Origin of the sequence: Acidovorax sp. 59, assembly GCF_002754175.1 — a bacterium.
Taxonomy (GTDB): Bacteria; Pseudomonadota; Gammaproteobacteria; order Burkholderiales; family Burkholderiaceae_C; genus Acidovorax; species Acidovorax delafieldii.
The window spans coordinates 168,794-192,500 of record NZ_PEET01000001.1; the positions used below are offsets into that span (position 1 = coordinate 168,794).

The following is a 23,707-nucleotide window of genomic DNA, read 5'->3' on the forward strand; positions in this document are numbered from 1 at the left end:
GGTGGCTTTAGTTTTTTTGGCTCATGCCGATAACTAAAGTAAGACCTTGGAAGGATTGTCAGCATGTTCAGCGCCTACAGCCCCCGTGCAGCCAACGCATACCAGCGTATCAACGTAGAGACCAGCATGCACACGATCGACCAGCACCAGCTGGTCAGTTTGCTGTACGAAGGTGTTCTCAATTCCATTGCCACGGCACGCGGCGCCATGGCGCGTGGCGATGTTCTGGGTAAGGTCAACGCCATTTCCAAGGCCATCAGGATCCTCGAAGAGGGGCTGAGTACTTCACTCGACAAGGTCGATGGCGGCGAGTTGGCGCAGAACCTCGGGGCACTTTACGACTACTGCATGCACCGCCTGATCTTGGCCAATGCCCGTAACGACGACGCCATGATGCAAGAAGTCATGCGTCTGATCGAGCCCGTGGCAACCGGGTGGAATGAAATCAAGAAATCGGGTGCCGGTGCTTCCGAAACGCCCGCCTCGGGCCAGCCCGTGCTGGTGGAGGCCTGACCATGTCTCACATGCTGATTGACTATTACAAGGCGATTGAGGACAGCAGCGCCAAGATGCTGGAGGCTGCCAAGCTCAAGGATTGGGATGGGGTGGTGCGCTATGAAGGCGCCTGTGCAGTGCTGATTGAGCAACTGCGCTTCAAGTCGCAAGAGCACGAATTGCTGCCTGAGCACCGCCGTGAGAAGACCCGCATCATGCAGCGCATCTTGCGCAACGATGCGCAGATCCGCTGCCTGGCAGAGCCTTGGCTCGCGCAATTCGAGCATCTGTTCGAGGGGCAGCCCCAGATGATGCACTGAGTGCGGGCCGCGCAACACGCCCGGGCTGCTGCTGTGTGCGGCAGTGACCTAGCGGTCAAAGATGGCTGCTTGTTAGGGCTGGGATGGCCGGATTAGCGGAGCACCCGGGTGAGGGGAGGCCGTCCAGTGGGGGGCCAAAGTGCGCGGTGCTGAACCTGTCGCTACTTCGACCGCCAAGCGCCTCTGGGTCAAAAAATGCACTAAATGTGCATGGGGCGCTAGTGCAGCATGTCTTTTCTGCTATCAAAAATATAGTTTCTTGTGTTGGCACAGCGCAGTGCCACACGGCTGCCCCGTTGAGAACGGGGCCTTCATGCTTCGCCAGCAGCTCACACCTGCATGTTCATGATGTCGGTGTACGCCTGCACCATGCGATTGCGCACGTGCAGTGTGGCTTGAAAGCCGATTTGCGCCTTCTGGATAGCCACCATGGTCTCTTCCAGACTCACGGAGGGGTTTTCCATTTGCACCTCCTTTTGCATCTCGGAAGATTTGTTCTGCGCGGCACTCACTGACTGCAATGCGCCCTTGAGCGCGCCGGAGAAGCCGACTTCATTGCCCGTGGTTTGCGGCGCTGCAGCACGGCGCGCGACGCCAGCGCCCGTCAGCGGGGCGGTTGAGCTGGAGATGCGAAGGTCCATGGCGGTATCCGTAGGGGAATGGCGGTATGCTGCGTATCCTAGCTACCGGCCCAGGATGCATCGCTCTGAATAGATGGCCAAACGGACGGCTTATCCAGCGAACATTTTGGGGGCGTGACCGAATAATCGACCTCACGCTAGGTCTGTTGCAGGGCCTGCTTTAATGGAAAGCAAGATGTCTGCTGTTGCTGAAGTCCCTCTCAATCCGCTCCCGACGCCGGCCAGTCCCAACTGGCTGCAGCGGCTGTCCGCCCTCGACCGGGCGCAGCGCATGCGGCTGGGTGCGGGCGTGGCGCTGCTGGTGGCTGCTGCCGTTGCGGCCGTCGTGATGGGGCGCCAACCCGACTACCGGGTACTGTTTTCCAATCTGGGCGACAAGGATGGCGGGGCCGTGGTGGCGCAGCTCTCCCAAATGAATGTGCCCTACAAGTATTCCGAGGGTGGTGGCGCCATCCTGATTCCAGCAGAGCGCGTGCATGACGTGCGTCTGCGACTGGCCACTCAGGGCCTGCCCAAGGGCTCCGTCGCAGGTTTTGAGCTGATGGAGTCCAACAAATTCGGGATGACGCAGTTTCAGGAGCGCCTGAACTTCCAGCGCGGGCTGGAGGGGGAGCTCACCCGGTCCATACAGGCTCTGTCGTCCGTGCAAAGTGCCCGTGTGCACCTGGCCTTGCCCAACCAGAACGGATTTTTCCGTGAGCAGCAAAAGCCGTCGGCCTCGGTACTGGTGAGCCTGCACCCCGGCCGTATTCTGGACCGTGCCCAACTCGCGGGCATCGTGCATCTGGTGGCTTCCAGCGTGCCGGAACTGGCGCCGTCGGCCGTGAGTGTGCTGGATGACACGGGCAAGCTGCTGTCCCAATCGCCCGACAGCACGGCCGGTGCTGAAATCAATGCCCAGCAGCTCTTGTATGTGCAGCAGCTGGAGCAGCAGTATTCGCGCCGCATCATGGACATTCTGGAGCCCGTGGTCGGCCGTGACAACGTCAAGGCACAGGTGACGGCTGAGGTGGACTTCTCCCAGACCGAGTCCACGTCCGAGCAATTCCGCCCCAACCAGACGCCAGACTCCAGCGCCGTACGCAGCCAGCAGGTGCTGGAAAGCCGGGGCAGCGCGACGAAGACCGCCACGGGTGTGCCCGGTGCGGTTGCCAACCAGCCTCCCGCTCCGTCTGCAGCGCCCATCAATGGCGCCAACCCTGCACCCAACGCGGGCGGCCAACAGGGGACTGAGGAGCAGTCCAACAAGCGCGAGTCCACCACCAACTATGAAGTGGACAAGACGGTGAAAGTGGTCCGTGGCAGTACAGGCGCAGTCAAGCGGCTGAGTGCTGCGGTCGTGGTCAACTACCAGTCGGCCGAGGACAAGGGCAAGACCGTGACCAAGGCGCTTACGCCCGAGCAGATCGAGCAGATGACGGCGCTGGTGCGTGAAACCATTGGCTTCAACCGCGAACGCGGTGATTCGGTGAATCTGATGAATACGCCGTTCCAGGTGACTGCAGTGCCCACCACAGACACCCCGCTGTGGAAGCAGCCTGAGGTGGTTGATCTGGCCAAGACCTTTGCCTGGCCGGTAGGTGCGGTTCTGTTTGCTGCCCTGGTGCTGATGGGTCTGGTGCGTCCTGCGCTCAAAGGCCCAGCGCCGGCCAAGGCCGGTGCCGCCAAGCCGGTGGCAGGGGGACAACTGGACGCGCTGGAGGCAGAAACACCCGAGCGCCCGGCATTGGCAGCGCCCGCCCGCAAGGACGAAGTGTTGCCCGCGACCCCCGAGCAGCTGCGCCTGGAAGATGCGCGTACGCTGGCCAAGGAGAATCCGGTCGCGGTCGCCAATATTCTCAAGACCTGGCTGAACGGCGAGCCCGTTTAGTCGCCGCTACCGATTGCACGGACCACGACCATGGACGACCAAGGACTCCACGATGCCGCCATCATGCTGATGTCCCTCGGCGAGGAAGAGGCGGCCGAGGTGTTCAAGCATTTCTCGCCCAAAGAGGTGCAGAAGCTGGGCGAGACCATCGCGCGCATGCGCTCGGTGTCGCGCGAAAAGGTGGACGAGGTCATCAACAAATTCTCCAACGCGGCCGCAGCGCAAAGCCTGTTGGTATCCGACACCGGCAATTACGTGCGCGCTGTGCTCAAGCGCGCGCTCGGCGATGACAAGGCGGGACTGCTGATCGACCGGATCTTGCAGGGCGGAGATGTCTCGGGCATTGAGAGTCTCAAGTGGATGGATCCGCTGTCAGTGGCTGAACTGCTGCGTAACGAGCACCCGCAGATCGTTGCTGCCATCCTGGTACATCTGGACAGCGACCAGGCCTCGGGCATCCTGATGCACCTGACGGATCGCCAGCGTAGCGAAATTCTGTTGCGTGTGGCCACGCTCGAAGGTATCCAGCCGACAGCCCTCAAGGACCTGAACGAAGTGCTTTTCAAGGTGCTGGCGGGCGGGGACAAGATCCGCAAGAGTTCGCTGGGCGGTGTCAAGGCTGCCGCAGAAATCATCAACTTGCTGGGCGGCAACATGGACGCCGTGGTGCTCGAATCCATCCGGGGGTACGACCCTGACCTGGCGCAGAAGATCATGGACAAGATGTTCGTGTTCGAGGATGTTCTCAAGCTGGACGACAAGGCCATTCAAACGGTACTCAAGGAAGTGGCATCCGAAACTCTCATCGTGGCTCTCAAGGGCGCAGTGCCCGAACTGCGCGAAAAATTCCTCTCCAACATGTCTTCGCGTGCAGCCGACGCGCTGCGCGAAGACCTCGAATCGCGCGGCCCGATGCGGCTGTCCGAGGTCGAGGCGCAGCAGAAGGAAATCCTCAAGACGGTGCGTCGCCTGTCTGACGAAGGCCAGATCGTGATCGGAGGCGGTGGTGATGATGCCTTCGTCTAACCAGCGGTCCTATTCGCGGTTCATTCCCAGCGAGGAAGTCGGCGACTTCAAGCAGTGGAAGTTTGCCGCGGTAGACGGCTCCGATCTGGTCGAGCCAGAGCCCGAGCCGGAACCTGTGGCGGAGCTGCCCGCCGAGCTGGATGAAGCGGCACAGCAGGCGCTTGTCCAGCAGGCTTGCGACGATGCGTATGCAGAGGGCTTTGCCCAAGGGCAGGCGCAGACGGCGCTCGAGTGGCAGCGCCGCATGGATGAATACATTGCCCAGCAGGGACAAGAGGCGGCACAGCGCATGCAAAGCGTGCTGCAGACACTGGAAGCCAGCCTGATCGACATGCAGCAGCACATGGCGCAGCAGGTGCTGGAGCTGGCGTGTGACATCGCGCGCCAGGTGGTGCGCCAGGAACTGTCGGTCAATCCCAATGCCTTGTTGCCGGTGGTGCGGGAGGCCGTGGGCATGCTGGTCACTGAAGGGCGGCCTGCCACCGTCCGGCTCAATCCGGAGGATATGGAGGCCATGGCCCAGCCTCTGCGCGAAGAGATCAATGCGCCTGGCGTGCAGTGGATGGCGGATGCCGCGGTGCCTGCTGGCGGCTGCATGGTGGAGTCGGCGGGCACGGTCGTTGATGGCAGCATCGACAAACGGTGGCAGCGTGCCATTGCGTCGCTGGGGCTGCAGTCACCCTGGGATGACGAGACGCGTGGGGATGGCGATGACCGTCGACCTTGACTCTGCCTGGACCCGCTTCATGGACGACGCGCGCGAGCGCGTGGCCGAAGGGGCGCCGTTGGAGACGCGGGGTACGCTGACCCGACTGACGGGACTGGTGCTGGAGGCGGTGGGGATCCGCGTGCCTGTGGGGTCGCAGTGCATGGTGCAAATGCCGGGGCACGCGCCGGTATTGGCTGAGGTCGTGGGGTTTTCTGCCGACCGTGCGTTTTTAATGCCGGCGGGCGATATCCATGGGCTGTCCAGTGGCGCGAGTGTGGTGCCGGCTGCGCCATATATCCCCATGCCTCGCTTGGGCGAGCCTCCCCGGCCGGTACAACGCGCCGGGGTGCTTCGTTTGCCCATGGGCGACGGCTTGTTGGGCCGTGTGGTGGATGCGCAAGGCCTGCCCCTCGACCATGGTGGACCGGTGCAGGATGTCGTGTCGGAGCCCATGGGGCGGCGGCAGATCAATGCCATGGATCGGGATCCGGTGCGTGAGCCCTTGGATACTGGCGTGCGCGCCATCAATGCCTTGCTGACCGTAGGGCGGGGCCAGCGTCTGGGGCTGTTTGCAGGCTCCGGGGTGGGCAAGAGTGTGCTGCTGGGCATGATGGCGCGCTACACACAGGCCGATGTGATTGTGGTGGGGCTCATTGGGGAGCGGGGGCGCGAAGTCAAGGAGTTTGTGGAAGACATCCTGGGCGAGGAAGGCCGCGCACGATCCGTGGTGGTGGCGGCACCTGCCGACGCGCCTCCGTTGTTGCGCATGCAGGGGGCGGCCTACGCTACTGCGGTGGCGGAGCATTTTCGCGACAAAGGGCAGCATGTGCTGCTGCTCATGGATTCACTGACCCGCTATGCAATGGCGCAGCGGGAAATTGCCCTGGCCATCGGCGAGCCGCCAGCAACCAAAGGGTATCCGCCGTCCTGTTTTGCAAAGCTGCCGCAGCTGGTCGAGCGCAGCGGCAACGGCCTGCATGGTGTCGGCTCGATCACGGCGTTTTATACGGTGCTATCGGAAGGTGATGACCAGCAGGACCCGATCGCGGATGCTGCCCGTGCCATTCTGGATGGGCACATTGTGTTGTCGCGTGCCCTGGCTGAGACCGGGCATTTCCCGGCCATCGACATTGAGCAATCGGCATCGCGGGTGATGCACAACGTGGTGTCTCGCGGGCATTTTGACTTGGCGCGGCGGTTTCGTGCGGTGTATTCGCGTTACCAGAAGAGCCGGGACCTGGTGCAGGTGGGGGCCTATATGAGCGGCTCCGACCCGGCATTGGACGAGGCTATCCGCCTTCAGCCACAGATGGCGGGTTTTCTGCAGCAGGACATGTACGAGGCGGCCTCCATGGACCACAGCGTAGCCGCCATGGCGGCGGTGCTGGACCATTGACGGCGGACAAGGGAAGCCATCATGTCCAACCTTAGCGCCCTCTCTGTCGCAGTCGAAGTGGCCTCTCGCAAGCGGGACGATGCCCGTAAGGTGCTGCAGGACACGCTGGCTGCCGAGCAGGCAGCGCGTGCCCAGCTCGATCAGCTGGAAGACTACGCCCGTGAAACCGAGTCACGCTGGGGCATGAAGGCAGGTGCGGCCATGCAGCCCGAAGTGATGTACCACCACTACCACTTCATGGACAGGCTGGGTCATGCGGCCAGCATCCAGACCAGTGTGGTGGGTGACCAGTCTGCGCGGGTGCAAGCTGCCCAGCGCGCTCTGTTAGATGCAGAGCTGCGTTTGGCCAGTCTGCGCAAGGTGGTAGACAAGCGACGCAACGACCTCACCCTGCAGCAACAGCGCAGAGACCAAAAACAGACCGATGAACGCGCCGCGCTGCAGTATCGCAACGCGGGCCAGGAGAATTGAACATGGAACCGACCAAAGTAGCCTCCTCGCAGGGCACCCAGCCCGCCCACACGACTCGCGCCAAATCATCGGCCCAGACTGCTGCCGCAGACGCTAGCGATCCTGCGGCTGGGGGTGATTTTTTGGCTTTGCTGGCGGCGTTGGGGGACGAGGTGGAGGAGGTGGAGGAGGGGGGCGTACTGGGCTCGGCAGGATCGGATGTTCTCGCCGCGGACGGCCTTCCTTGCGTCGGATCCACGGCTGTAGACGCCTCTGCGGTGGCTGCATGGCAAGGGTTATTGGGCATGGCTTCGGCCAATGTCGCTCCTCCGGCCTCCACAGGCGCTGACGGTGGATCGCGCCTCGCTGCCGCTTTGGGTGCGGGGGGGGCGTCTCCAGTAGGTTCTGGGGCCGAGTGGACGCCATTTGGCCGTACCCAAGGCTTGGTGGCAGAGACGGCGATGTTGGACTCTGCTGCAGACATTAAGGATGCGCAACCTTTGGGCGCGACGTCCATGGCTGGTCGTACATTCTCTCGGTTGCAGAACGTCGCGGCGCTCCGCACTGGGCTTTCAGGTTCGGGGGACGTCAGTTTGGGGCAAGGCACGGTTGGCGAGTTGAAACCTCATTCATTCGGACACACTCCGGCGGCCGCTGCGCTTTCACAGGCGATGACTGAGCGCTCTGCCCAGGCCGCATCGACGGGGGCACAACCTTCTGAGCGCGTGGGCGGGCTGTCATCCGCAGCTACTGGCTTCGAAGGAGTCACGCATCTTGCCGATGGTCTGTTGACAGCCGGCGCTTCTGCACGGACGCCCGAATTCGCTGCTGGTGGGCACTCTGCCGGTGAGAACCCGGGAAATGGGGGGGCATGGTCTGAGAGCGCATTGGGCGCATCTCCTGTGGAGTCCAGTAACTTCACCGATGCAACGGTCTTTGCAGACCCTAACGCCTTGAGTGCAGAAGAGCAGGTGGCCGAACAGGTGGCCTACTGGGTGAACCAGAAGACCCAGAACGCGGAGTTGACGCTGCAGCGTGATGGTCAGCCGGTGGAGGTGTCGGTGTCTCTGTCGGGCAACGAAGCGCACGTGTCATTCCGCAGCGACCAGCAGCAGACGCGGGAGCTGTTGGACCAGAGCATGGCGCAGTTGAGTGATCTGTTGCGCAGTGAGGGTTTGGTGTTGTCTGGCATGTCGGTGGGCACTTCGGCACGCGACAGTGCCGGTGGTGGCGAGGCGGGGCAGCAGCGACCTCGCGACGGGGCACGCCAGGCGCAGGTGGTATCTGCCGTGCCTGCTGGCACAGCCTCGCTGGCGCGTGGTGGTGTGGCGACAGACCGGGCCGTGGACGTCTTCGTCTGATTCTGCGGGGTGATGTGGGCGGTCGGTAGTTCTGCTCCCGTCTCCGCAGACTAGGCGAGCGCGGTGAATGCCATGGTTTTGGGCTTTTATTCTGGCTATTATTGGTTACACCCCCGACCCATAATGGGCTAACAGGTTGTGCTTTCACTTTGATAGCGTCTGTTCTGCCTGTTCCCTACCGCAAGGAATTCCATTGTGTCAGCCAATACTCCCGCAGCAGCCGCACCCGCCAAAAGCAAGAAGATGCTGTTGATCATCATCGGCGTGGTGGTGGCTGTGCTAGTGATCGGAGGGGGCGCAGCAGCATGGTTCATCTCCAGTCGGTCGCATGCCGCTGAGGACGAAGAGGGTGGCGGTGCACCTGCGGCTCACAAGGAGGCGCCCAAGGTTGCCCCCACCTTCCTGCCCTTGGAAAACATGGTGGTCAATCTGGCTGATCCTGGCGGTGATCGCTTTGCGCAGATCGGCATTACGTTGGAGCTGGAGGATGCAAAGACTGCAGAACAGGTCAAGCAGTACCTGCCGTCGATCCGCAGTGGAATCCTGATGCTGGTGTCGCAACGCACGTCCACGGAGCTGCTGCAGCGCGAGGGCAAGGAAAAGCTCGCTACCGACGTCTTGCGCGAAGTCTCGCGCCCTCTGGGCTACTCGGTGCCGTCAGAGCGTGAGCGTGCAAAGGCTGCCGCCGCCGCTGAGCAGGACGGAGATGCAGAGGAACGCCCCGCCGCGCGCAAGCGCACAGAGCGCAATCCCGTGCGCAAGGTGCTCTTTTCGAGCTTCATCATCCAATGAGCCAGCCGGGTAAGGACCAGCCATGAGTGATTCATTTCTTTCGCAGGAAGAGGTTGATGCCCTTCTGGAAGGGGTCACTGGCGAGAGCCAGAAGTCCGTTGAGGAAGTGGCTGAGGCGGGGTCGGTACGCAATTACGACATCTCCAGCCAGGAGCGCATTGTCCGTGGCCGCATGCCGACGATGGAAATCGTCAACGAGCGGTTTGCACGCAACTTTCGCATTGGGCTCTTCAACTTCATCCGCCGCAGTCCTGAAATTTCGGTGGGGACTGTGTCGGTGCAACGATACAGTGCTTTCCTGCGAGAGTTGGCGGTGCCGACGAACTTCAACATCGTGGCGATCCGCCCCCTGCGAGGCAGCGGACTGATCGTCTGTGAGCCTTCGCTGGTCTTTGGCATCATTGACACCCTCTATGGCGGGGTCGGTAAGTTCCAGACCCGCATTGAAGGGCGTGATTTTTCGCCTACCGAGCAGCGTGTCATCAACCGGCTCGTAGATGTGATCTGCGCGGAGTACAAGAAGGCGTGGCAGGGGATCTATCCGCTGGAGCTGGAATACCAGCGCTCGGAAATGCAACCCCAATTCGCCAACATTGCTACGCCCAGCGAGATCGTGGTGTCCACGGCCTTTCAGCTGGAAATTGGCGACCTGTCGGGTGCCATCCATATATGCATGCCTTATGCAACGCTGGAGCCGATCCGCGATGTACTGTATTCGTCCACGCAGGGTGATTCCATTGAGGTGGACCGCCGTTGGGTAAATGTGCTCAAGCGTGAAATCCAATCCGCAGAGGTCACGCTGGTGGCGGAGCTGGCGAAGGCTGATGCCACCGTGGAGCAACTGCTGGCCATGAAACCGGGTGACTTCATCGAACTGGACCGCGAGCCCCGTATCCGTGCGTCGATCGGAGGGGTTCCCATTTTTGAATGCCAGTATGGAACCCACAATTCCAAGTACGCCATCCGCATTGAAGAGTGCCTGCGCACTTCGGACATGAGTTGGCTGGGAGAGAAGAATGGCAACTGAAGAAGACAACAAGGACGCAGGCGCGGATGACCCGTTTGCGGGTTGGGCCGAGGCGCTTGAAGAGCAGAAGCGGACGGACGAAAAACCGGCGGACGCAGAGCAGGGCGGGCCACTTTCCGGCGAGCCCGTGCGACCATTTTCCGGTGCTGCGAGTGGTGATACCGTCAACGACATCAACATGGTGCTGGACATTCCGGTGCAGCTGTCGGTGGAGTTGGGGCGCACCAAAGTGCCCATCAAGTACATCCTTCAACTGGCACAAGGTTCGGTGGTGGAGCTGGATGCACTGGCAGGCGAGCCCATGGATGTGCTGGTCAATGGCTACCTTATCGCCCAAGGCGAAGTGGTGGTGGTCAATGACAAGTTTGGTATCCGCCTGACCGATGTGGTCACGCCGTCGGAACGTTTGCGGCGGGTGAGCCGTGGATAGTGGGAGCATGACCCAGACGCTGCTGGTCGTGGTGCTTTTTGTGGGCACCATGGCTTTGCTTCCCTGGGCTGTGCGCCGGCTGCAGCAGCGCCAGTCCTCCGGGACGCTGGCTGCCGGGGTGGCGTCACGCGTGGTGTCTGCAGTGGCCGTCGGCCCTCAACAGCGGGTAGTGACGGTGGAAGTCGGCCCTGAACACGCGCGTACTTGGCTGGTGCTGGGCGTCACCGCTCAACAGGTCAGTTGCCTCCACGTGCTACCAGTGGCGGCCAAGGGGGCTGGGGACGCCGTGAACGTTTCACTCCCGACAGAACCATCGTTTGCTCACGAGATGCGAGCTGCGTCCGCTGATTCTGGAAAGTCCGCGCATGTGTGAGCTCGCATCCTTGCTTCCAAGGCGCGTAGCGCGAACAGCTGCGCGTGCTTTGCCTTGGGCCGTTGCTGTTGCCAGCGTGGTAGCGCATGGCTTCGCTTGGGCTCAAAGTCCGGGCGCATTGCCACTGGTTGTTGGCAGTGGGCCATCTGGCGCCAGCTACTCGGTACCCATTCAGACACTGCTGTTTTTCACGGCGTTGTCTTTTTTGCCCGCTGTGCTGCTGATGATGACGGGCTTTACACGGATTGTGATTGTGCTGTCCTTGCTGCGTCAGGCCTTGGGGACGCAATCGGCTCCTCCCAATCAGGTCATCATCGGGCTGTCACTGTTCCTGACCTTTTTTGTCATGGGCCCGACGCTGGACCGTGTGTACCAGGACGCTTACGTTCCCTATACCAACAACACCATCAGCTTCGAACAGGCGCTGGACAGGGCAGAGGCGCCGATGCGCAGCTTCATGCTCAAGCAGACGCGGCAATCTGACTTTGCGCTGTTTTCCAGGCTGGCACGTCTTGATCCCAAAGTGACGGCTGAGACGGCGCCCATCCGTGTGCTGGTGCCGGCCTTTGTGACCAGCGAGCTCAAATCGGCGTTTCAGATCGGGTTCATGATTTTCATCCCGTTTCTTGTCATCGACATGGTGGTGTCCAGCATCCTCATGTCCCTGGGCATGATGATGTTGTCCCCGGTGTTGGTGGCATTGCCGTTCAAGCTGATGCTGTTTGTGCTGGCAGACGGCTGGAACCTGCTGATCGGCTCATTGGCCGCCAGCTTCGTCACCTAGAGGATTCCGCCATGACTTCACAAATGGTGCTGACCATTGGGCGTGACGCCCTCACCCTGCTGCTGATGATTTCCATGCCAGTGCTGGGGGTGGTCATGGCGGTGGGCTTGTTGGTCAGTATTTTTCAGGCTGTCACGCAGATCCATGAAGCAACGCTGGCGTTTGTGCCCAAGCTGATTGCGGCCATGGTCGTTTTTGCGATTGCTGGGCCCTGGATGCTCAGTACCCTGGTGGACTTCATCCGCCGGACAATCGAATCGATCCCGTCGATGATTGGATAGCACATGCCAATCTGGGCACTTGGCGGCCTCAGGACAATGCTGGGCTGCTGGAGTCAGCGACGGGCTCTGGGGGCGGCCGTGCCTTGGCCGTCAATGCACCCAGGCCTCGCCGGTGGAGGAGGGGCGTGATCACCTTCTCCGAAGCTCAGATCATGGCGTGGCTGTCTCCCATTCTGTGGCCCTTTTTGCGCGTGCTGGCATTGTTTTCCGTGGCCCCAGTGTTCTCCATGCGGGTCGTGCCCATGCGCGTAAAAATCGGTCTCGCTTTCCTTGTGGCTTTGTGTGCGCAAGGTGTTCTGGGCGAGCAGCCTGTCATCAGCGTGAACGGCCGTGAGGCGCTGGGCACGGTGGCGCAGCAGGTGGCTGTGGGGCTGGCGATCGGCTTTTCGGTTCGCCTGGTGTTCACAGCCGTTGAGCTGGCTGGTGAAATCATTGGCCTGCAGATGGGGCTCAACTTTGCATCGTTCTTTGACCCCACGTCCAACGGTCAGATCAGCGCCGTGGCCCGGTTTTTTGGCCACATGTCCATGCTGCTCTTCATTGTCATCAATGGCCATTTGTTGATATTGATGGCCGTGGTCAAAAGTTTTGACCGCTTTCCAGTCGATGGAAATTTTCTGCAGGCGTTGGGACAGATGCGGTTGTATGAGTTGGGTGCTTCGCTCTTTTCCAGTGCGCTCTGGATTGCCATGCCCATGATTGCGCTGCTGCTCTTCGTCAACCTGACCATGGGCATCATCTCGCGTGTGGCGCCGCAAATGAATATCTATGCGGTGGGTTTCCCGGTCACGCTCACGGTGGGGATGCTGGGCATAGCAGCAACGTTGCCGATGCTGGAGCAACCGGTGTTGGCTTTGATGCAACAAGCCGTAGATCTGTTCTCTGTTGGCAGGTAGGGCCGTTAGTTACACCAGCTGATTGCGGATGGCGTAAACGGTCAGTTCAGCATTGTTCGAAAGCTTCAATTTTTCGAGAACCCGTGAGCGGTACACACTCACGGTTTTAGGACTCAGCATCAATTCGTCGGCAATGTCAGACAGGCGCCGGCCCGATGCAATCTTGACCAGGGTTTGCAGCTCTCGTTCGGAAAGCGCCGCATGGGGCACCTCCGGGGTGGGTTGAGCCAGGCTGTCCGCAAGCATCTGGGCCACTTCGGCAGTGAGGTACTTGCGCCCCTGCACCACCGTGCGCACTGCCGCAATCAGCTCCACCGGATCGCCGGCCTTGTTGGCGTAGCCTTGGGCTCCCGCCTTGAGGCAGCGCAGCGCGTATTGATCCTCGGGGTACATCGAAACCACGAGCACCCGGATGGTCGAGTGTGTCTCGCGCAGGCTGGCCAGTACTTCCAGGCCGCTGCGTCCGGGCATGTTCAGGTCCAGCAGCAGCACATCACAGGCAGCCGTGCGCAGAACTTCACGCAGCTCAGAATACCCGCCCGCTTCGCCGGTCACCTGAATGTCCGGTGCTTCGGCGAGTGTGTCGCGAATGCCGCGCCGCAATACGGCATGGTCGTCGCACAAGACGACATGGATCACTGGGCATCTCCTGGAGCGGATGTGGACGGAGATGGTAACGGGACGGACAGAATGACCGACGTGCCCTTGCCCGGCCGACTGCTGATGTCCAGCCATCCCCCTACGGTGCGTGCACGCTCTTGAAGGCCCTTGAGGCCGAAGGCTTTTGGTTTGTCGCGAACTGTGGAATCCATGCCACGGCCATTGTCCGCGACCTCCAGGGTCAGTACCCCTTCCTTGTCAGACAGTTCAATGTCCACCTTGCTGGGCTGCGCGTGCTTGGAGATATTGGTCAATGCTTCTTGGGCAGTACGGTATGCCACCAATTGGATGTCGGTGGGTATATCGATGGTTTCGCTGCTGCTCTGCATCTTTGTGGTGATGCCCGTCCTGCGCTCAAAGCCCGTGGCCAGCCACTGGACAGCCGCCACCAGCCCTTGTTCCAGGATGGGTGGGCGCAGGTTCATCATGATGCGCTGGCTGGCGCCAATCGCGTGTTGCAGCATGTCCACCGCAGAGGTGGCATGCTCTTGCATGGCGGGATCGGTACTGTGGCGCCCTATCCAGGCTACGTCAAAGCGTACTGCGGTTAGTGCGCCACCAATGTCGTCGTGGATCTCGCGAGCGATGGCGGCCCGCTCATGCTCGATGGAGGTCTGCAGATGCTCGGCCAACTCGGCCAAGCGGCGTTGCGACGTGGCCAACTCGGCAATAGCCTGCTCGCGCGCGTTGCGTGCTTCGTGCACTTCCAGGGTGCGGGCAATTACATGCGGGAGGCGCTGGATATCGTCCTTGAGCAGATAGTCCGCTACCCCGAGCCGCATCGCGTCAACCGCTGCGGGCTCGCCAATGGCACCTGAAAGCAGCACAAAAGGTGGGTGATGCGGTTTTTGCGCCACATGGGCCCAGGCATCCAATGCGGTGAAGCCTGGCAGGCGGTAATCTGCCAGGATGATGTCAAAGCGGCCGGTGTCCGTCAGTCTTTGGAATTCAGAAAGGGTGTCAACCCGCTGGAGGTGGCAACGGAGCCCTGATCGACGCAACGCACGCGCTGCCAATTCGTGATCGGCCGGTGAATCTTCAAGATGGAGGATTTCAAGGGTCTGGTCTGGTGTTGCAGGGCCCATAGGAGCGCTATCATAGGATACAAATTGGAACAAACAAGGGTGTTTGTCCGGTTGGGATGGTTTGTGCGTCAGCGTCCAATGGGCGCGGATGCTCCGGTTTGCTCGGGGGCCTTGGCTGGTTACTGATGCAAGTATCGTAGTCCTGTGTATTTGCGTGTTTTGCTGCTACGTGCTGCGATGGAGAAACGATGCAATCTACGCTAACAACGCCTGGAGGACCTGCTGTCCAGGTTCCCGTCATGGTGGCGGCAGAGCTGCAGGACTCTTTGTTGGTCGTGATGCACGACTTGCACCGCCTGGAAGGCTTGCTGAACCACGCCACCGACAACCTGCTGGAGCGGTTTGGAGAGGCAAACGCCATGTTGACAGATGCTGTAGTGGCGAACTCCCCGGAGTTGGTGGCCGCGCGTACGGCGTTGCGCAGCGCAGTGACTGAGCTGCAGTTCCAAGACATGGCCTCCCAACTGATATGGCACACCACCAAGGTGCTGCAGGGCTGTGCCTTCCGGCTGGCCTCGGAAGCCATGGGGCATGAGGAAGGTGAAGATGCCGCGCCCTTTGCGGAGATGGCGCCCGACAGGCCGAACCCTGTCACCCAAAGCGAGATGGATGCAGGTTCTGTGGACCTGTTTTGACGTTCACATCACTGGTTACCTTATATATTCAAGTCAGTTGGAGCCATACATGCAATCGATCCTTGCCGTTGATGATTCACCTTCCATGCGCAAAATGGTGTCGTTCACCCTCACTGGTGCCGGCTATCACGTCGTGGAGGCAGTGGATGGGCAAGATGCCCTCGAAAAGGCTGAGACGCACAACATTGACCTGGTGCTGGCAGACCAGAACATGCCACGTCTTGATGGTATTGGCCTGACCCGCAAACTGCGCGAGCATCCCAAATTCAAGACCATTCCCATCCTGATCCTGACGACAGAGTCGAGCGATCAAATGAAGCAGGCGGGCCGCACAGCGGGTGCCACGGGATGGCTGGTAAAACCTTTTGATCCGAATCGCCTGATCGAAGTCATCCAGAAAGTGATCCGCTGAGCCGGGTTGACTGAGATCATTTAGTACACAGGAGCCCACCATGGCGGAAACCTACCAAGAAGGATCAGGTGCAGGCGCTGACTTCGACCTCAGCCAGTTTTATCAGATCTTTTTCGAGGAAGCGGGTGAAAACCTCGACCAGATGGAGCAGATGCTCCTGAATCTGGACCTGAGCAGTGCCAACGACGAAGAGCTCAACGGCATCTTCCGCTGCGCTCACTCGATCAAGGGAGGTTCTGCCACCTTCGGGTTTTCTGACGTGGCCGAGCTGACCCATCAGATGGAGTCCCTGCTCGACCGTCTGCGCCGTCATGAGCTGCAGCCCATCCCTCAGATGGTGGACGTTCTCCTGGAGTCAGCGGATGCTTCGCGCAGCCTGCTGGCACGGCATCAGGCGGGTGGACAAGGTGAGGCGGTTTCCACCACCTCCTTGGTTCGCCGAATCAGCGACCTGGCGGCAGGCTTGGTGCCCGGCGATGCTGCGTCTGTGGTCGCAGCGCCGCCTCCTCCTGCACCCTCGCCGGTGGCAGTAGCTCCGGCTCCTGCGCCCAAGGTTTCTGCGCCTGTTGTGCCAGGGCAGGCACGGCAGCTGGAAATCCAGATCGGGCCACTGGACCGCCCCGAGCAGGCCGACGCGATCAAAGAACTGTTCCGAGACATTCCCGGTTTGGGGGCGATCCGCGATGTCCCGGGCAGCCAGGCCAATACGCGGGTCTTTGCGGTGGAAACGACGTCCACCAACGATGATCTGCTGGACCTGTTTGCGTTCCATGTTTCCAAGGATCAGGTGCTGATTCGTGATGCTGCCGCTTCTGGTGACGCTGCCGCCGCAGATGCAGACGACGAGCCTGTGGTTGCCGTAGATACCTCCGGGGGCGAAGCGCCTTATGGATTCTTCAACGGCGCACCCGGAGCGCCCCATGGTGAAGCTGCGGCGGCTGCTCATGCGCCTGTCGCGCAAGCTCCCAAAGCTGCGCCCAAGGCGAGCGCCGAGCCCAAGGTGGCGATGCAAGCACAGATGGAGTCCACCACCATCCGCGTGGATGTGAAGAAGGTCGATCAACTGATCAACCTGGTGGGTGAGTTGGTGATTACGCAGGCCATGTTGGCGCAGAACAGCCGGGGCCTTGATGCTGGGGCCTACCAGCAATTGCTGGCCGGGTTGGCAGATCTGGATCGCAACACGCGCGACCTCCAAGAGTCGGTGATGTCGATCCGCATGATTCCAATGTCCATCGTTTTCAGCCGTTTCCCGCGCATGCTGCGCGATCTGGCGAACAAGCTGGGCAAGAAGGTGGAGCTGGTGACCCTGGGTGAAGCCACCGAACTGGACAAGGGCTTGGTCGAAAAGATCACCGACCCGCTGACCCACTTGGTGCGGAACAGCTGCGACCACGGTATTGAAATGCCTGCCGATCGTCTTGCCAAGGGCAAATCCGAGCACGGCACCATCACCTTGTCGGCGTCGCACCAAGGTGGGTCGATCGTGATCGAGGTGCGTGACGATGGGCGTGGCCTGTCGCGCGAGAAGATCCTCAGCAAGGCCCAGGAGCGCGGCATCGAGGTGTCCGATCAGATGAGCGATGCCGATGTCTGGCAGCTGATTTTTGCTCCAGGCTTTTCCACGGCCGATGAGGTGACCGATGTGTCAGGCCGTGGGGTCGGCATGGACGTGGTCAAACGCAATATCGCAGCGCTCAACGGCTCGGTAGAGATCGATTCTGCAGAGGGCTACGGCATGAAGGTGTCCGTTCGCCTACCGCTGACGCTCGCCATCATGGATGGCATGTCGGTGGGGGTGGGCGAAGAGGTTTACATCCTTCCCCTGTCGTCGGTGGTGGAATCGTTCCAGGTCAATGCGGACGATGTCAGCACCGTGGCGCAAGGCTCGCAGCTGGTCAAGGTGCGCGACGAATACATGCCTGTCATCGCGCTGGAGAAGACCTTCCAGGTTCCGCGCTTTGACCTCAACAAATCCAGCAACATCATGGTGGTGGTCGAGGCTGACGGAAGCCGTGTGGCCTTGCTGGTGGATGAGTTGCTCGGCCAGCACCAGGTGGTCGTCAAGAATCTGGAATCGAACTATCGCAAGGTGCCCAATGTGTCGGGCGCCACCATTTTGGGTGACGGCACCGTGGCCTTGATTTTGGACACGGGTGGCTTGGTGCGTCGGGCGCGCCACTAGATACAGGTGCGGGCGCCCCTGGGGGCGCTGCGCCGCCATGAAAGGAGAATGCACCATGAGTGTGATCGGTAAAACTGCAGACGCTGCACCAACGGGTGCTCGTGAATATCTGACGTTCCGCCTCGACCAGGAAGAGTACGGCATCGACATCCTGAAGGTGCAGGAAATCCGGGGCTACGAACCTCCCACCCGCATTGCGAACGCGCCAGACTTCATCAAGGGCGTGGTCAATTTGCGCGGCACGATTGTTCCCATCGTGGACATGCGCATCAAGTTCAACTGTGCGCAGGCGGACTACAACAGTTTCACTGTGGTCATCATCCTCAACCTGCGCAACCGTGTGGTGGGCATTGTGGTGGATTCGGTGAGCGATGTGATGGAGTTGACACCAGAGAGCATCCGTTCGGCCCCTGATATCGAGAGTGCGATCGACAACAGCTGCATCTTGGGCTTGGGGTCCGTGGGCGAGCGCATGCTGATCCTGCTGGATATTGAAAAGCTCATGTCCAGCGTAGACATGGGCCTGGTGACCGCCAACGAATAAGGCGTAGCAGTCAGCAGCCAGTGGTGGCGCAGGCGCATGTCAGACTGTGAGCTGTGCTCGCAGACCTTTTGGAGCGAACAGGACTTCCCCTCGGACGATCAATATGGCCCAAACCACCAGTGCTTCGGCGTCAGTCCGGTCAGGCCCAGCCCGGGTAGATCCTGCGTATGCCGCAGCCGCAGCGCCCTCTGGCCCTCTGGCGCAGGGGCGTGAATTTGTCTGGACCAATGCAGACTTCGCCCGTGTGCAGGCGCTGATCTATCAGCGCGCTGGCATCAGCTTGCATGATGGCAAACACGCCATGGTCTACAGCCGCCTGTCGCGGCGGCTGCGCGACACGGGGCACACCAGCTTTCACGACTACCTGAGCTGGCTGGAGAACCATGACGGGCCGGAGTGGCAGGAGTTCGTGAATGCGCTGACCACCAACCTCACGGCATTCTTTCGCGAGCAGCATCATTTCGAGATTTTCGCGTCGCACCTGCGCTCCAAGCCATCCGCCAACTGGCGGGTTTGGTGCAACGCGGCCTCCACGGGCGAAGAGCCTTACTCCATCGTGATCACCGCGTTGGAGGCGCTCGGCGCCAACGCATCTTTCAAACTGACAGCCAGCGACATTGATTCGCGCGTGCTAGCCACCGCGGCGCAGGGCGTGTACCGGCTCGACGGTGTGAAGGGCTTGAGCCCTGAGCGCTTGCAGAAATTCTTTCTCAAAGGCAAAGGCGGGAACGCGGGCATGGTCCGCGCCAAGCCGGAGTTGCGGCGCGCCATCGACTTCATGAGTGTGAATCTCATCCGCGACGATTGGCCATTCAAGGAGCCCTTTGACGTGGTTTTCTGCCGTAATGTGATGATTTACTTTGATGCCCCTACACAGCGGCGCGTGCTGGAAAGAATCCACCGCGTGCTCAAGCCGGGTGGCATGTTGTTTGTGGGGCACGCCGAGAACTTCAGCGAGTCCAAAGACCTGTTCACCCTGCGTGGCAAGACGGTGTACGAGCGCCGCTGACCTGTCCATGTTGTCCTGCACATTGCAATCATGACCAACATTCAAACAGGTTCATCCCCTTCCAATGCTGCTGTTGTGCCCGGCAGTTCCGAAAGGCGCCGCGCTCCGCGTATTGCGCCGCTGAGCGCCGATATCTACAGCTCTGGCAATGGGCCCGCGCGCGAGTCGTCGCTGCAGGAGCTCAAGGCCCGCAGCCGCAAGCCAGGAGAGGCCTCGTTTTTTTACCTTGATCACCACTTCCAGCACAACGCGGTGAAGGTGCTGCCTGGCGAGTACTTCGTGTCGGATGAGAACATGGTCATCATGACCGTGCTCGGCTCGTGCATCGCTGCCTGCCTGTGGGACAGCCGCGCACGTGTGGGAGGAATGAACCATTTCATGCTGCCGGATGGCGATCTGGCGGACGCATCCGGGCGTTATGGCTCCTACGCGATGGAGCTGTTGATCAATGAAATGCTCAAGCTCGGTGCACGCCGTGAAACCATGCAGGCCAAGATTTTTGGTGGGGCCCAGGTGATGCACAACTTCACCACCATGAATGTGGGTGAGCGCAACACGAATTTTGTGTTGAACTATTTGCACACTGAGCGCATTCCGATCGTCTCCGAGGACGTGCTCGACATCTATCCGCGCAAGGTGGTTTTCTTTCCAGTGACCGGCAAAGCGATGGTGAAGCGGTTGGCGCATGCCCATCCCGAAGCCCTCGTGGCTCAGGAGGTTCGTGGCAACGCGGCCACTGTTGCCAAGACCACGTCGGGTGGTTCTGTGGATCTGTTTTGATAAAGGTTTGAGTTAATGAGCAGGAAAATCCGGGTGATCGTGGTGGACGATTCGGCGCTGGTCCGTAGTCTGCTGTCAGAGATCATCAACCGCCAGCGGGACATGGAGTGCATTGGCACGGCCAACGACCCTCTGGTGGCGCGCGAGATGATTCGCGAATTGGATCCGGATGTCATCACCCTGGACGTTGAAATGCCGCGCATGGACGGCATTGATTTTCTGGGGCGCTTGATGCGTCTGCGGCCGACTCCGGTAGTGATGATCTCCACGCTGACCGAGCGTGGCGCGGAGGTCACCATGAAGGCCTTGGAGTTGGGCGCCGTCGACTTTGTGGCCAAACCGCGTGTGGGGCTGGCCAGCGGGCTCAACGATTTGGCGGCACAGATTGTGGACAAGATCCGCGTTGCTGCCGTCGCGCAAGTGCGCCGCGCCCCTGTGCGTGATGCAGGCCCAGCCTCCAGTGTTGTGGGGGGCACTCCTTTGCCCCACGCCGTACCCGCAGCTGGTCTGCTGGGTCGCCTTTCCACTGAAAAGCTCATCTGCATTGGGGCGTCCACCGGTGGTACCGAAGCCATCAAGGAGGTGCTGGTCCAGATGCCTGCGGATTCGCCCGCGATCGTGATCACCCAGCACATGCCTCCCGGGTTCACTACCAGTTTTGCGGCCCGTTTGAACGGGTTGTGCCAGATCACCGTCAAGGAGGCGGTGAATGGCGAGCGCATTCTGCCCGGCCATGCCTACATCGCACCGGGCGGCACACAGTTCCATGTGGCGCGCAGTGGCGCCAACTATGTAGCGGTGGTGGATGATGGCCCTCCGGTCAATCGCCACAAGCCCTCGGTCGAGGTACTCTTCAAGTCCGCAGCAGCGGTGGTCGGGCGCAACGCGTTTGGCATCATGCTCACGGGCATGGGCAACGATGGCGCTGTTGCCATGCGGGAGATGAAAGACGCCGGCAGCTACAACTATGTGCAGGATGAGGCGACCTGCATCGTGTTTGGCATGCCGCGGGAGGCCATTGCCCACGGTGCCGCCGACGAGGTGCTGCCGCTGGGGCAGATTGCCCCGGCCTTGATTGCCCGGTTGCGCGGAACAACGGACCGCCTGCACCACCGGATTTAAGGGCGATTACTAAGCCCTGGTGGCGGGCCTTCACGATGTATGCCCCCGCCAGAGCCTCGCGCCATGAACCGGTTTGGCGCCTATTCAGAGAGTGCTGTCCAGCGCTCCAACGCGGTCATCAGCTCCTCGTCGATGGCGGCTGCTCGGCTTGTCATGGCTGCCGCGCGTGTGGGGTCAGTACCAAAGAGTGAGCCGTCGGAAAGTGCGTCTTGAAGGGATTTCTGTTCCGTCTCTAGCGTACTGATCAGGCCAGGCAGTTGATCCAGTTCGCGCTGCTCTTTGTAACTCAGCTTCTTTTTTGATAGCTGTGCAGGCTTATTTGATGAGCGCTCCGGCGTGCTTTGGTTGGAAACTTCCGGTGTGGGTGGTTTGGAGGACGTTGCAGCAGCAGCTTGCAGTGACCGACTGCGCTTGGATTGGAGCAACCAGTCTTGGACGCCGCCTTCGTACTCGCGCCACAGGCCGTTGCCTTCAAAAGCGAGTGTGCTGGTCACCACGTTGTCGAGAAAGGTGCGGTCATGGCTGACCAGGAACACCGTGCCTTCGTAGTTTTCGAGCAATTCCTCCAGCAGGTCTAAGGTGTCAATGTCCAGGTCGTTCGTGGGCTCATCCAGCACCAGGACATTGGCCGGTCGGGCGAACAGCCGGGCAAGCAGCAGGCGGTTGCGTTCCCCGCCGGACAGCGACCGCACTGGGGAGTGCGCGCGCGCGGGAGAGAACAGAAAGTCGCTCAGATAGCTCTTGACGTGTTTGCGCTGATTGCCGATCTCGATCCATTCGCTGCCAGGGCTGATAAAGTCTTCCAATGTGGCGTCGAGGTTGACGGCGTGCCGCATCTGGTCAAAGTAGGCTACTTGCAGGTTCGCTCCCTGCCGGATGGTGCCCTTGTCGGCCTGCAGTTCGCCCAAGATCATCTTGAGCAGCGTGGTTTTACCAGCGCCGTTCGGGCCGATCAGGCCCACTTTGTCCCCGCGCAGTATCGTCCCGGAGAAATTGTGGACGATGGTTTTGTCGCCGAAGGCTTTGCTCACTCCTTGCAGTTCCGCCACGATCTTGCCCTGGTAGCCGTTGGAGCTTCCGGTGGCGACATCCATGCGCACACTGCCAACGACCTCACGGCGAGCCTCCCGCCGGGCGCGTAGCTGTTCCAAGCGGCTGATACGGCTCTGGCTGCGGGTGCGGCGCGCTTCCACACCACGCCGAATCCAGATTTCTTCTTGTGCCAGGAGCTTGTCGGCCTTGGCGGCGATCACTGCCTCCTGCGCCAACTGCTCTTCTTTCTGAATCTGGTATTGAGCAAAGTTACCGGGGTAGGAGCGCAATTGACCGCGGTCCAGCTCCACGATGCGGGTGGCCACACGGTCAAGGAACGACCGGTCGTGGGTGATGGTCACGACGCTGCCCGGAAAGTCCAGCAGCAGGTCTTCCAGCCACTCGATGGAGTCCAGATCCAGGTGGTTGGTGGGTTCGTCCAGCAGCAACACGTCAGGGCGTGCCACCAGCGCCTGCGCCAGCGCCACGCGTTTTTTGGTGCCGCCAGAGAGTGCTCCGACCACGGCTTCCGGGTCGAGATGCAACCTCTGCAGGGTTTCTTCTACACGCTGCTCCCAGTTCCAGGCGTCGTAGGCCTCGATCTCCGATTGCAATGCATCCAGATCCAGTCCATCCGCCCCCGAGAGGTATTGATCGCGGATAGCGATCACGCGTTGCAGGCCTTCGGAGGCTGCCTTGAAAATGGTGGCATCGGGGTCTAACGTCGGCTCCTGTGCGACGAAGGCAATGCGTACCCCCTGCTGAACTTGCAAAGAGCCATCATCCGGCTTGGCAAGTCCTCCCAGGATTTTGAGAAGGGAAGACTTTCCCGCGCCATTGCGGCCAATCAGGCCAACCCGCTCAGCGGTCTCCAGGGAAAAGCCGGCGTGATCCAGCAGTGCAACATGCCCAAATGCGAGTTGGGCGTCCAGTAAGGTGATAAGTGCCATAGAACTGGATTATCCGTGTCGCGCTCTGGCGGGATTTTTTGCGCCAGTCACATGATGGAGTGACAGCCGGTCGGGCGTAACTTTGATTGGCGAAAAATTCCGCGATCAGTTACACAGCGATTTCTTCAGAACCTGTCGCGCCCCTGCAAGCGTGCAAGGACGCGCAGGTCTTCCCCGATCCTGTCTACCGTATGGAAGCTGAGGGCATGTGCCTCGGCAAGTGTCGCCAAGGGAGCTATCTGGGCCAATCCCATGCCCTCGCCCATCAGCTTGGGGGCGAGATAGACCAGTAGTTCATCGACCAGTCCTTCGCGCAGCAGCGAACCATTGAGCTTGTAACCTGCTTCCACGTGCAGTTCATTGATCTCCCTGCGCCCGAGGTCTTGCACCATCGCGGGTAAGTCCACCTTGCCGGCACTATTCGGCATTGTGATCACGGTGG

Annotated in this window: 26 protein-coding genes and 1 pseudogene (1 of these 27 only partly in view); 22 read left to right on the top strand and 5 right to left on the bottom strand. The window is 60.7% G+C overall.

Features of this window, described 5'->3' with window-relative positions; translation table 11 throughout:
• Nucleotides 1–63 precede the first annotated feature (63 nt).
• Together fliS and CLU87_RS00855 are read left to right on the top strand one after the other, a co-directional pair.
• On the top strand, nucleotides 64–513 hold the full coding sequence (gene fliS, locus CLU87_RS00850; protein ID WP_099729182.1) for a flagellar export chaperone FliS: 450 nt from the start codon (nucleotides 64–66) through the stop codon (nucleotides 511–513).
• Nucleotides 514–515: 2 nt separating this feature from the next.
• Entirely contained in the window at nucleotides 516–815 is a 300-nt protein-coding gene (locus CLU87_RS00855) for a flagellar protein FliT (protein ID WP_007860919.1), read from the top strand.
• 329 nt (nucleotides 816–1,144) lie between these two features.
• Here the strand turns inward: CLU87_RS00855 and fliE are convergent, their stop codons facing one another.
• The gene (gene fliE / locus CLU87_RS00860; protein ID WP_056065729.1) at nucleotides 1,145–1,456 is read right to left on the bottom strand and encodes a flagellar hook-basal body complex protein FliE; all 312 of its coding nucleotides are present in this window, start codon (nucleotides 1,454–1,456) and stop codon (nucleotides 1,145–1,147) included.
• Nucleotides 1,457–1,631: 175 nt separating this feature from the next.
• Between fliE and fliF the strand changes: the two genes are divergently transcribed.
• The 13 genes from fliF (at nucleotide 1,632) to fliR (ending at nucleotide 12,851) form a co-directional block, all read left to right on the top strand.
• Nucleotides 1,632–3,326, top strand: a complete 1,695-nt coding sequence (gene fliF, locus CLU87_RS00865; RefSeq protein ID WP_056065860.1) for a flagellar basal-body MS-ring/collar protein FliF — start codon at nucleotides 1,632–1,634, stop codon at nucleotides 3,324–3,326.
• Between the two features lie 30 nt (nucleotides 3,327–3,356).
• Nucleotides 3,357–4,352 (top strand): flagellar motor switch protein FliG, encoded by a 996-nt coding sequence (fliG, locus tag CLU87_RS00870; RefSeq protein ID WP_056065732.1) that lies wholly within the window; start codon nucleotides 3,357–3,359, stop codon nucleotides 4,350–4,352.
• Nucleotides 4,339–5,079 carry a flagellar assembly protein FliH gene (locus CLU87_RS00875; RefSeq protein WP_099731973.1) on the top strand — a complete coding sequence of 247 codons (741 nt, stop codon included), beginning with the start codon at nucleotides 4,339–4,341 and terminating at the stop codon, nucleotides 5,077–5,079. The genes fliG and CLU87_RS00875 overlap by 14 nt, the downstream gene beginning before the upstream one ends.
• A complete protein-coding gene (gene fliI / locus CLU87_RS00880) occupies nucleotides 5,063–6,457 on the top strand; it encodes a flagellar protein export ATPase FliI (protein WP_099729183.1) in 1,395 nt (464 codons plus the stop codon). Before CLU87_RS00875 ends, fliI begins: the two co-directional genes overlap by 17 nt.
• Nucleotides 6,458–6,478: 21 nt before the next feature.
• A complete protein-coding gene (locus CLU87_RS00885) occupies nucleotides 6,479–6,928 on the top strand; it encodes a flagellar export protein FliJ (protein WP_099729184.1) in 450 nt (149 codons plus the stop codon).
• A gap of 932 nt (nucleotides 6,929–7,860) precedes the next feature.
• Entirely contained in the window at nucleotides 7,861–8,268 is a 408-nt protein-coding gene (locus CLU87_RS00890; RefSeq protein WP_099729185.1) for a flagellar hook-length control protein FliK, read from the top strand.
• Between the two features lie 195 nt (nucleotides 8,269–8,463).
• Nucleotides 8,464–9,060 (top strand): flagellar basal body-associated protein FliL, encoded by a 597-nt coding sequence (gene fliL, locus CLU87_RS00895; RefSeq protein WP_056748047.1) that lies wholly within the window; start codon nucleotides 8,464–8,466, stop codon nucleotides 9,058–9,060.
• A gap of 22 nt (nucleotides 9,061–9,082) precedes the next feature.
• Nucleotides 9,083–10,087 carry a flagellar motor switch protein FliM gene (gene fliM, locus CLU87_RS00900; protein ID WP_056065744.1) on the top strand — a complete coding sequence of 335 codons (1,005 nt, stop codon included), beginning with the start codon at nucleotides 9,083–9,085 and terminating at the stop codon, nucleotides 10,085–10,087.
• Nucleotides 10,077–10,517, top strand: coding sequence for a flagellar motor switch protein FliN (fliN, locus tag CLU87_RS00905; protein WP_099729186.1), 441 nt, complete (start codon nucleotides 10,077–10,079; stop codon nucleotides 10,515–10,517). Before fliM ends, fliN begins: the two co-directional genes overlap by 11 nt.
• Before the next feature lie 7 nt (nucleotides 10,518–10,524).
• On the top strand, nucleotides 10,525–10,890 hold the full coding sequence (locus tag CLU87_RS00910) for a flagellar biosynthetic protein FliO (RefSeq protein WP_099729187.1): 366 nt from the start codon (nucleotides 10,525–10,527) through the stop codon (nucleotides 10,888–10,890).
• On the top strand, nucleotides 10,883–11,674 hold the full coding sequence (gene fliP, locus CLU87_RS00915) for a flagellar type III secretion system pore protein FliP (RefSeq protein ID WP_233193675.1): 792 nt from the start codon (nucleotides 10,883–10,885) through the stop codon (nucleotides 11,672–11,674). Before CLU87_RS00910 ends, fliP begins: the two co-directional genes overlap by 8 nt.
• 11 nt (nucleotides 11,675–11,685) lie before the next feature.
• Nucleotides 11,686–11,955, top strand: coding sequence for a flagellar biosynthesis protein FliQ (fliQ, locus tag CLU87_RS00920; protein WP_015015801.1), 270 nt, complete (start codon nucleotides 11,686–11,688; stop codon nucleotides 11,953–11,955).
• Between the two features lie 125 nt (nucleotides 11,956–12,080).
• A complete protein-coding gene (gene fliR / locus CLU87_RS00925; protein ID WP_056065753.1) occupies nucleotides 12,081–12,851 on the top strand; it encodes a flagellar biosynthetic protein FliR in 771 nt (256 codons plus the stop codon).
• Nucleotides 12,852–12,860: 9 nt separating this feature from the next.
• On the opposite strand, the gene CLU87_RS00930 is transcribed toward fliR, so the two are convergent.
• Together CLU87_RS00930 and CLU87_RS00935 are read right to left on the bottom strand one after the other, a co-directional pair.
• Entirely contained in the window at nucleotides 12,861–13,490 is a 630-nt protein-coding gene (locus CLU87_RS00930) for a response regulator transcription factor (protein WP_099729188.1), read from the bottom strand.
• Nucleotides 13,487–14,596 (bottom strand): ATP-binding protein, encoded by a 1,110-nt coding sequence (locus tag CLU87_RS00935; protein WP_099729189.1) that lies wholly within the window; start codon nucleotides 14,594–14,596, stop codon nucleotides 13,487–13,489. The genes CLU87_RS00930 and CLU87_RS00935 overlap by 4 nt, the downstream gene beginning before the upstream one ends.
• A gap of 188 nt (nucleotides 14,597–14,784) precedes the next feature.
• On the opposite strand from CLU87_RS00935, the gene CLU87_RS00940 reads away from it, so the two are divergent.
• The 7 genes from CLU87_RS00940 (at nucleotide 14,785) to CLU87_RS00970 (ending at nucleotide 21,283) form a co-directional block, all read left to right on the top strand.
• On the top strand, nucleotides 14,785–15,231 hold the full coding sequence (locus CLU87_RS00940) for a hypothetical protein (RefSeq protein ID WP_099729190.1): 447 nt from the start codon (nucleotides 14,785–14,787) through the stop codon (nucleotides 15,229–15,231).
• Nucleotides 15,232–15,280: 49 nt separating this feature from the next.
• On the top strand, nucleotides 15,281–15,643 hold the full coding sequence (locus CLU87_RS00945; RefSeq protein WP_015015796.1) for a response regulator: 363 nt from the start codon (nucleotides 15,281–15,283) through the stop codon (nucleotides 15,641–15,643).
• 40 nt (nucleotides 15,644–15,683) lie between these two features.
• Nucleotides 15,684–17,828 carry a chemotaxis protein CheA gene (locus CLU87_RS00950; RefSeq protein WP_099729191.1) on the top strand — a complete coding sequence of 715 codons (2,145 nt, stop codon included), beginning with the start codon at nucleotides 15,684–15,686 and terminating at the stop codon, nucleotides 17,826–17,828.
• Nucleotides 17,829–17,883: 55 nt separating this feature from the next.
• On the top strand, nucleotides 17,884–18,372 hold the full coding sequence (locus tag CLU87_RS00955) for a chemotaxis protein CheW (RefSeq protein WP_015015794.1): 489 nt from the start codon (nucleotides 17,884–17,886) through the stop codon (nucleotides 18,370–18,372).
• A 103-nt stretch (nucleotides 18,373–18,475) separates the two neighbouring features.
• Nucleotides 18,476–19,381, top strand: coding sequence for a CheR family methyltransferase (locus CLU87_RS00960; protein ID WP_099729192.1), 906 nt, complete (start codon nucleotides 18,476–18,478; stop codon nucleotides 19,379–19,381).
• A gap of 30 nt (nucleotides 19,382–19,411) precedes the next feature.
• Complete coding sequence (gene cheD, locus CLU87_RS00965) at nucleotides 19,412–20,161, top strand: chemoreceptor glutamine deamidase CheD (protein WP_099729193.1); 750 nt, start codon at nucleotides 19,412–19,414, stop codon at nucleotides 20,159–20,161.
• A 15-nt stretch (nucleotides 20,162–20,176) separates the two neighbouring features.
• Nucleotides 20,177–21,283 carry a chemotaxis response regulator protein-glutamate methylesterase gene (locus CLU87_RS00970; RefSeq protein ID WP_099729194.1) on the top strand — a complete coding sequence of 369 codons (1,107 nt, stop codon included), beginning with the start codon at nucleotides 20,177–20,179 and terminating at the stop codon, nucleotides 21,281–21,283.
• Nucleotides 21,284–21,363: 80 nt separating this feature from the next.
• Here CLU87_RS00970 and CLU87_RS00975 read toward each other — a convergent pair whose 3' ends face one another.
• Both CLU87_RS00975 and ribD read right to left on the bottom strand, forming a co-directional pair.
• The gene (locus CLU87_RS00975; RefSeq protein WP_099729195.1) at nucleotides 21,364–23,265 is read right to left on the bottom strand and encodes an ATP-binding cassette domain-containing protein; all 1,902 of its coding nucleotides are present in this window, start codon (nucleotides 23,263–23,265) and stop codon (nucleotides 21,364–21,366) included.
• A gap of 125 nt (nucleotides 23,266–23,390) precedes the next feature.
• Nucleotides 23,391–23,707: pseudogene (ribD, locus tag CLU87_RS00980) on the bottom strand (bifunctional diaminohydroxyphosphoribosylaminopyrimidine deaminase/5-amino-6-(5-phosphoribosylamino)uracil reductase RibD); it runs 780 nt beyond the window's last position.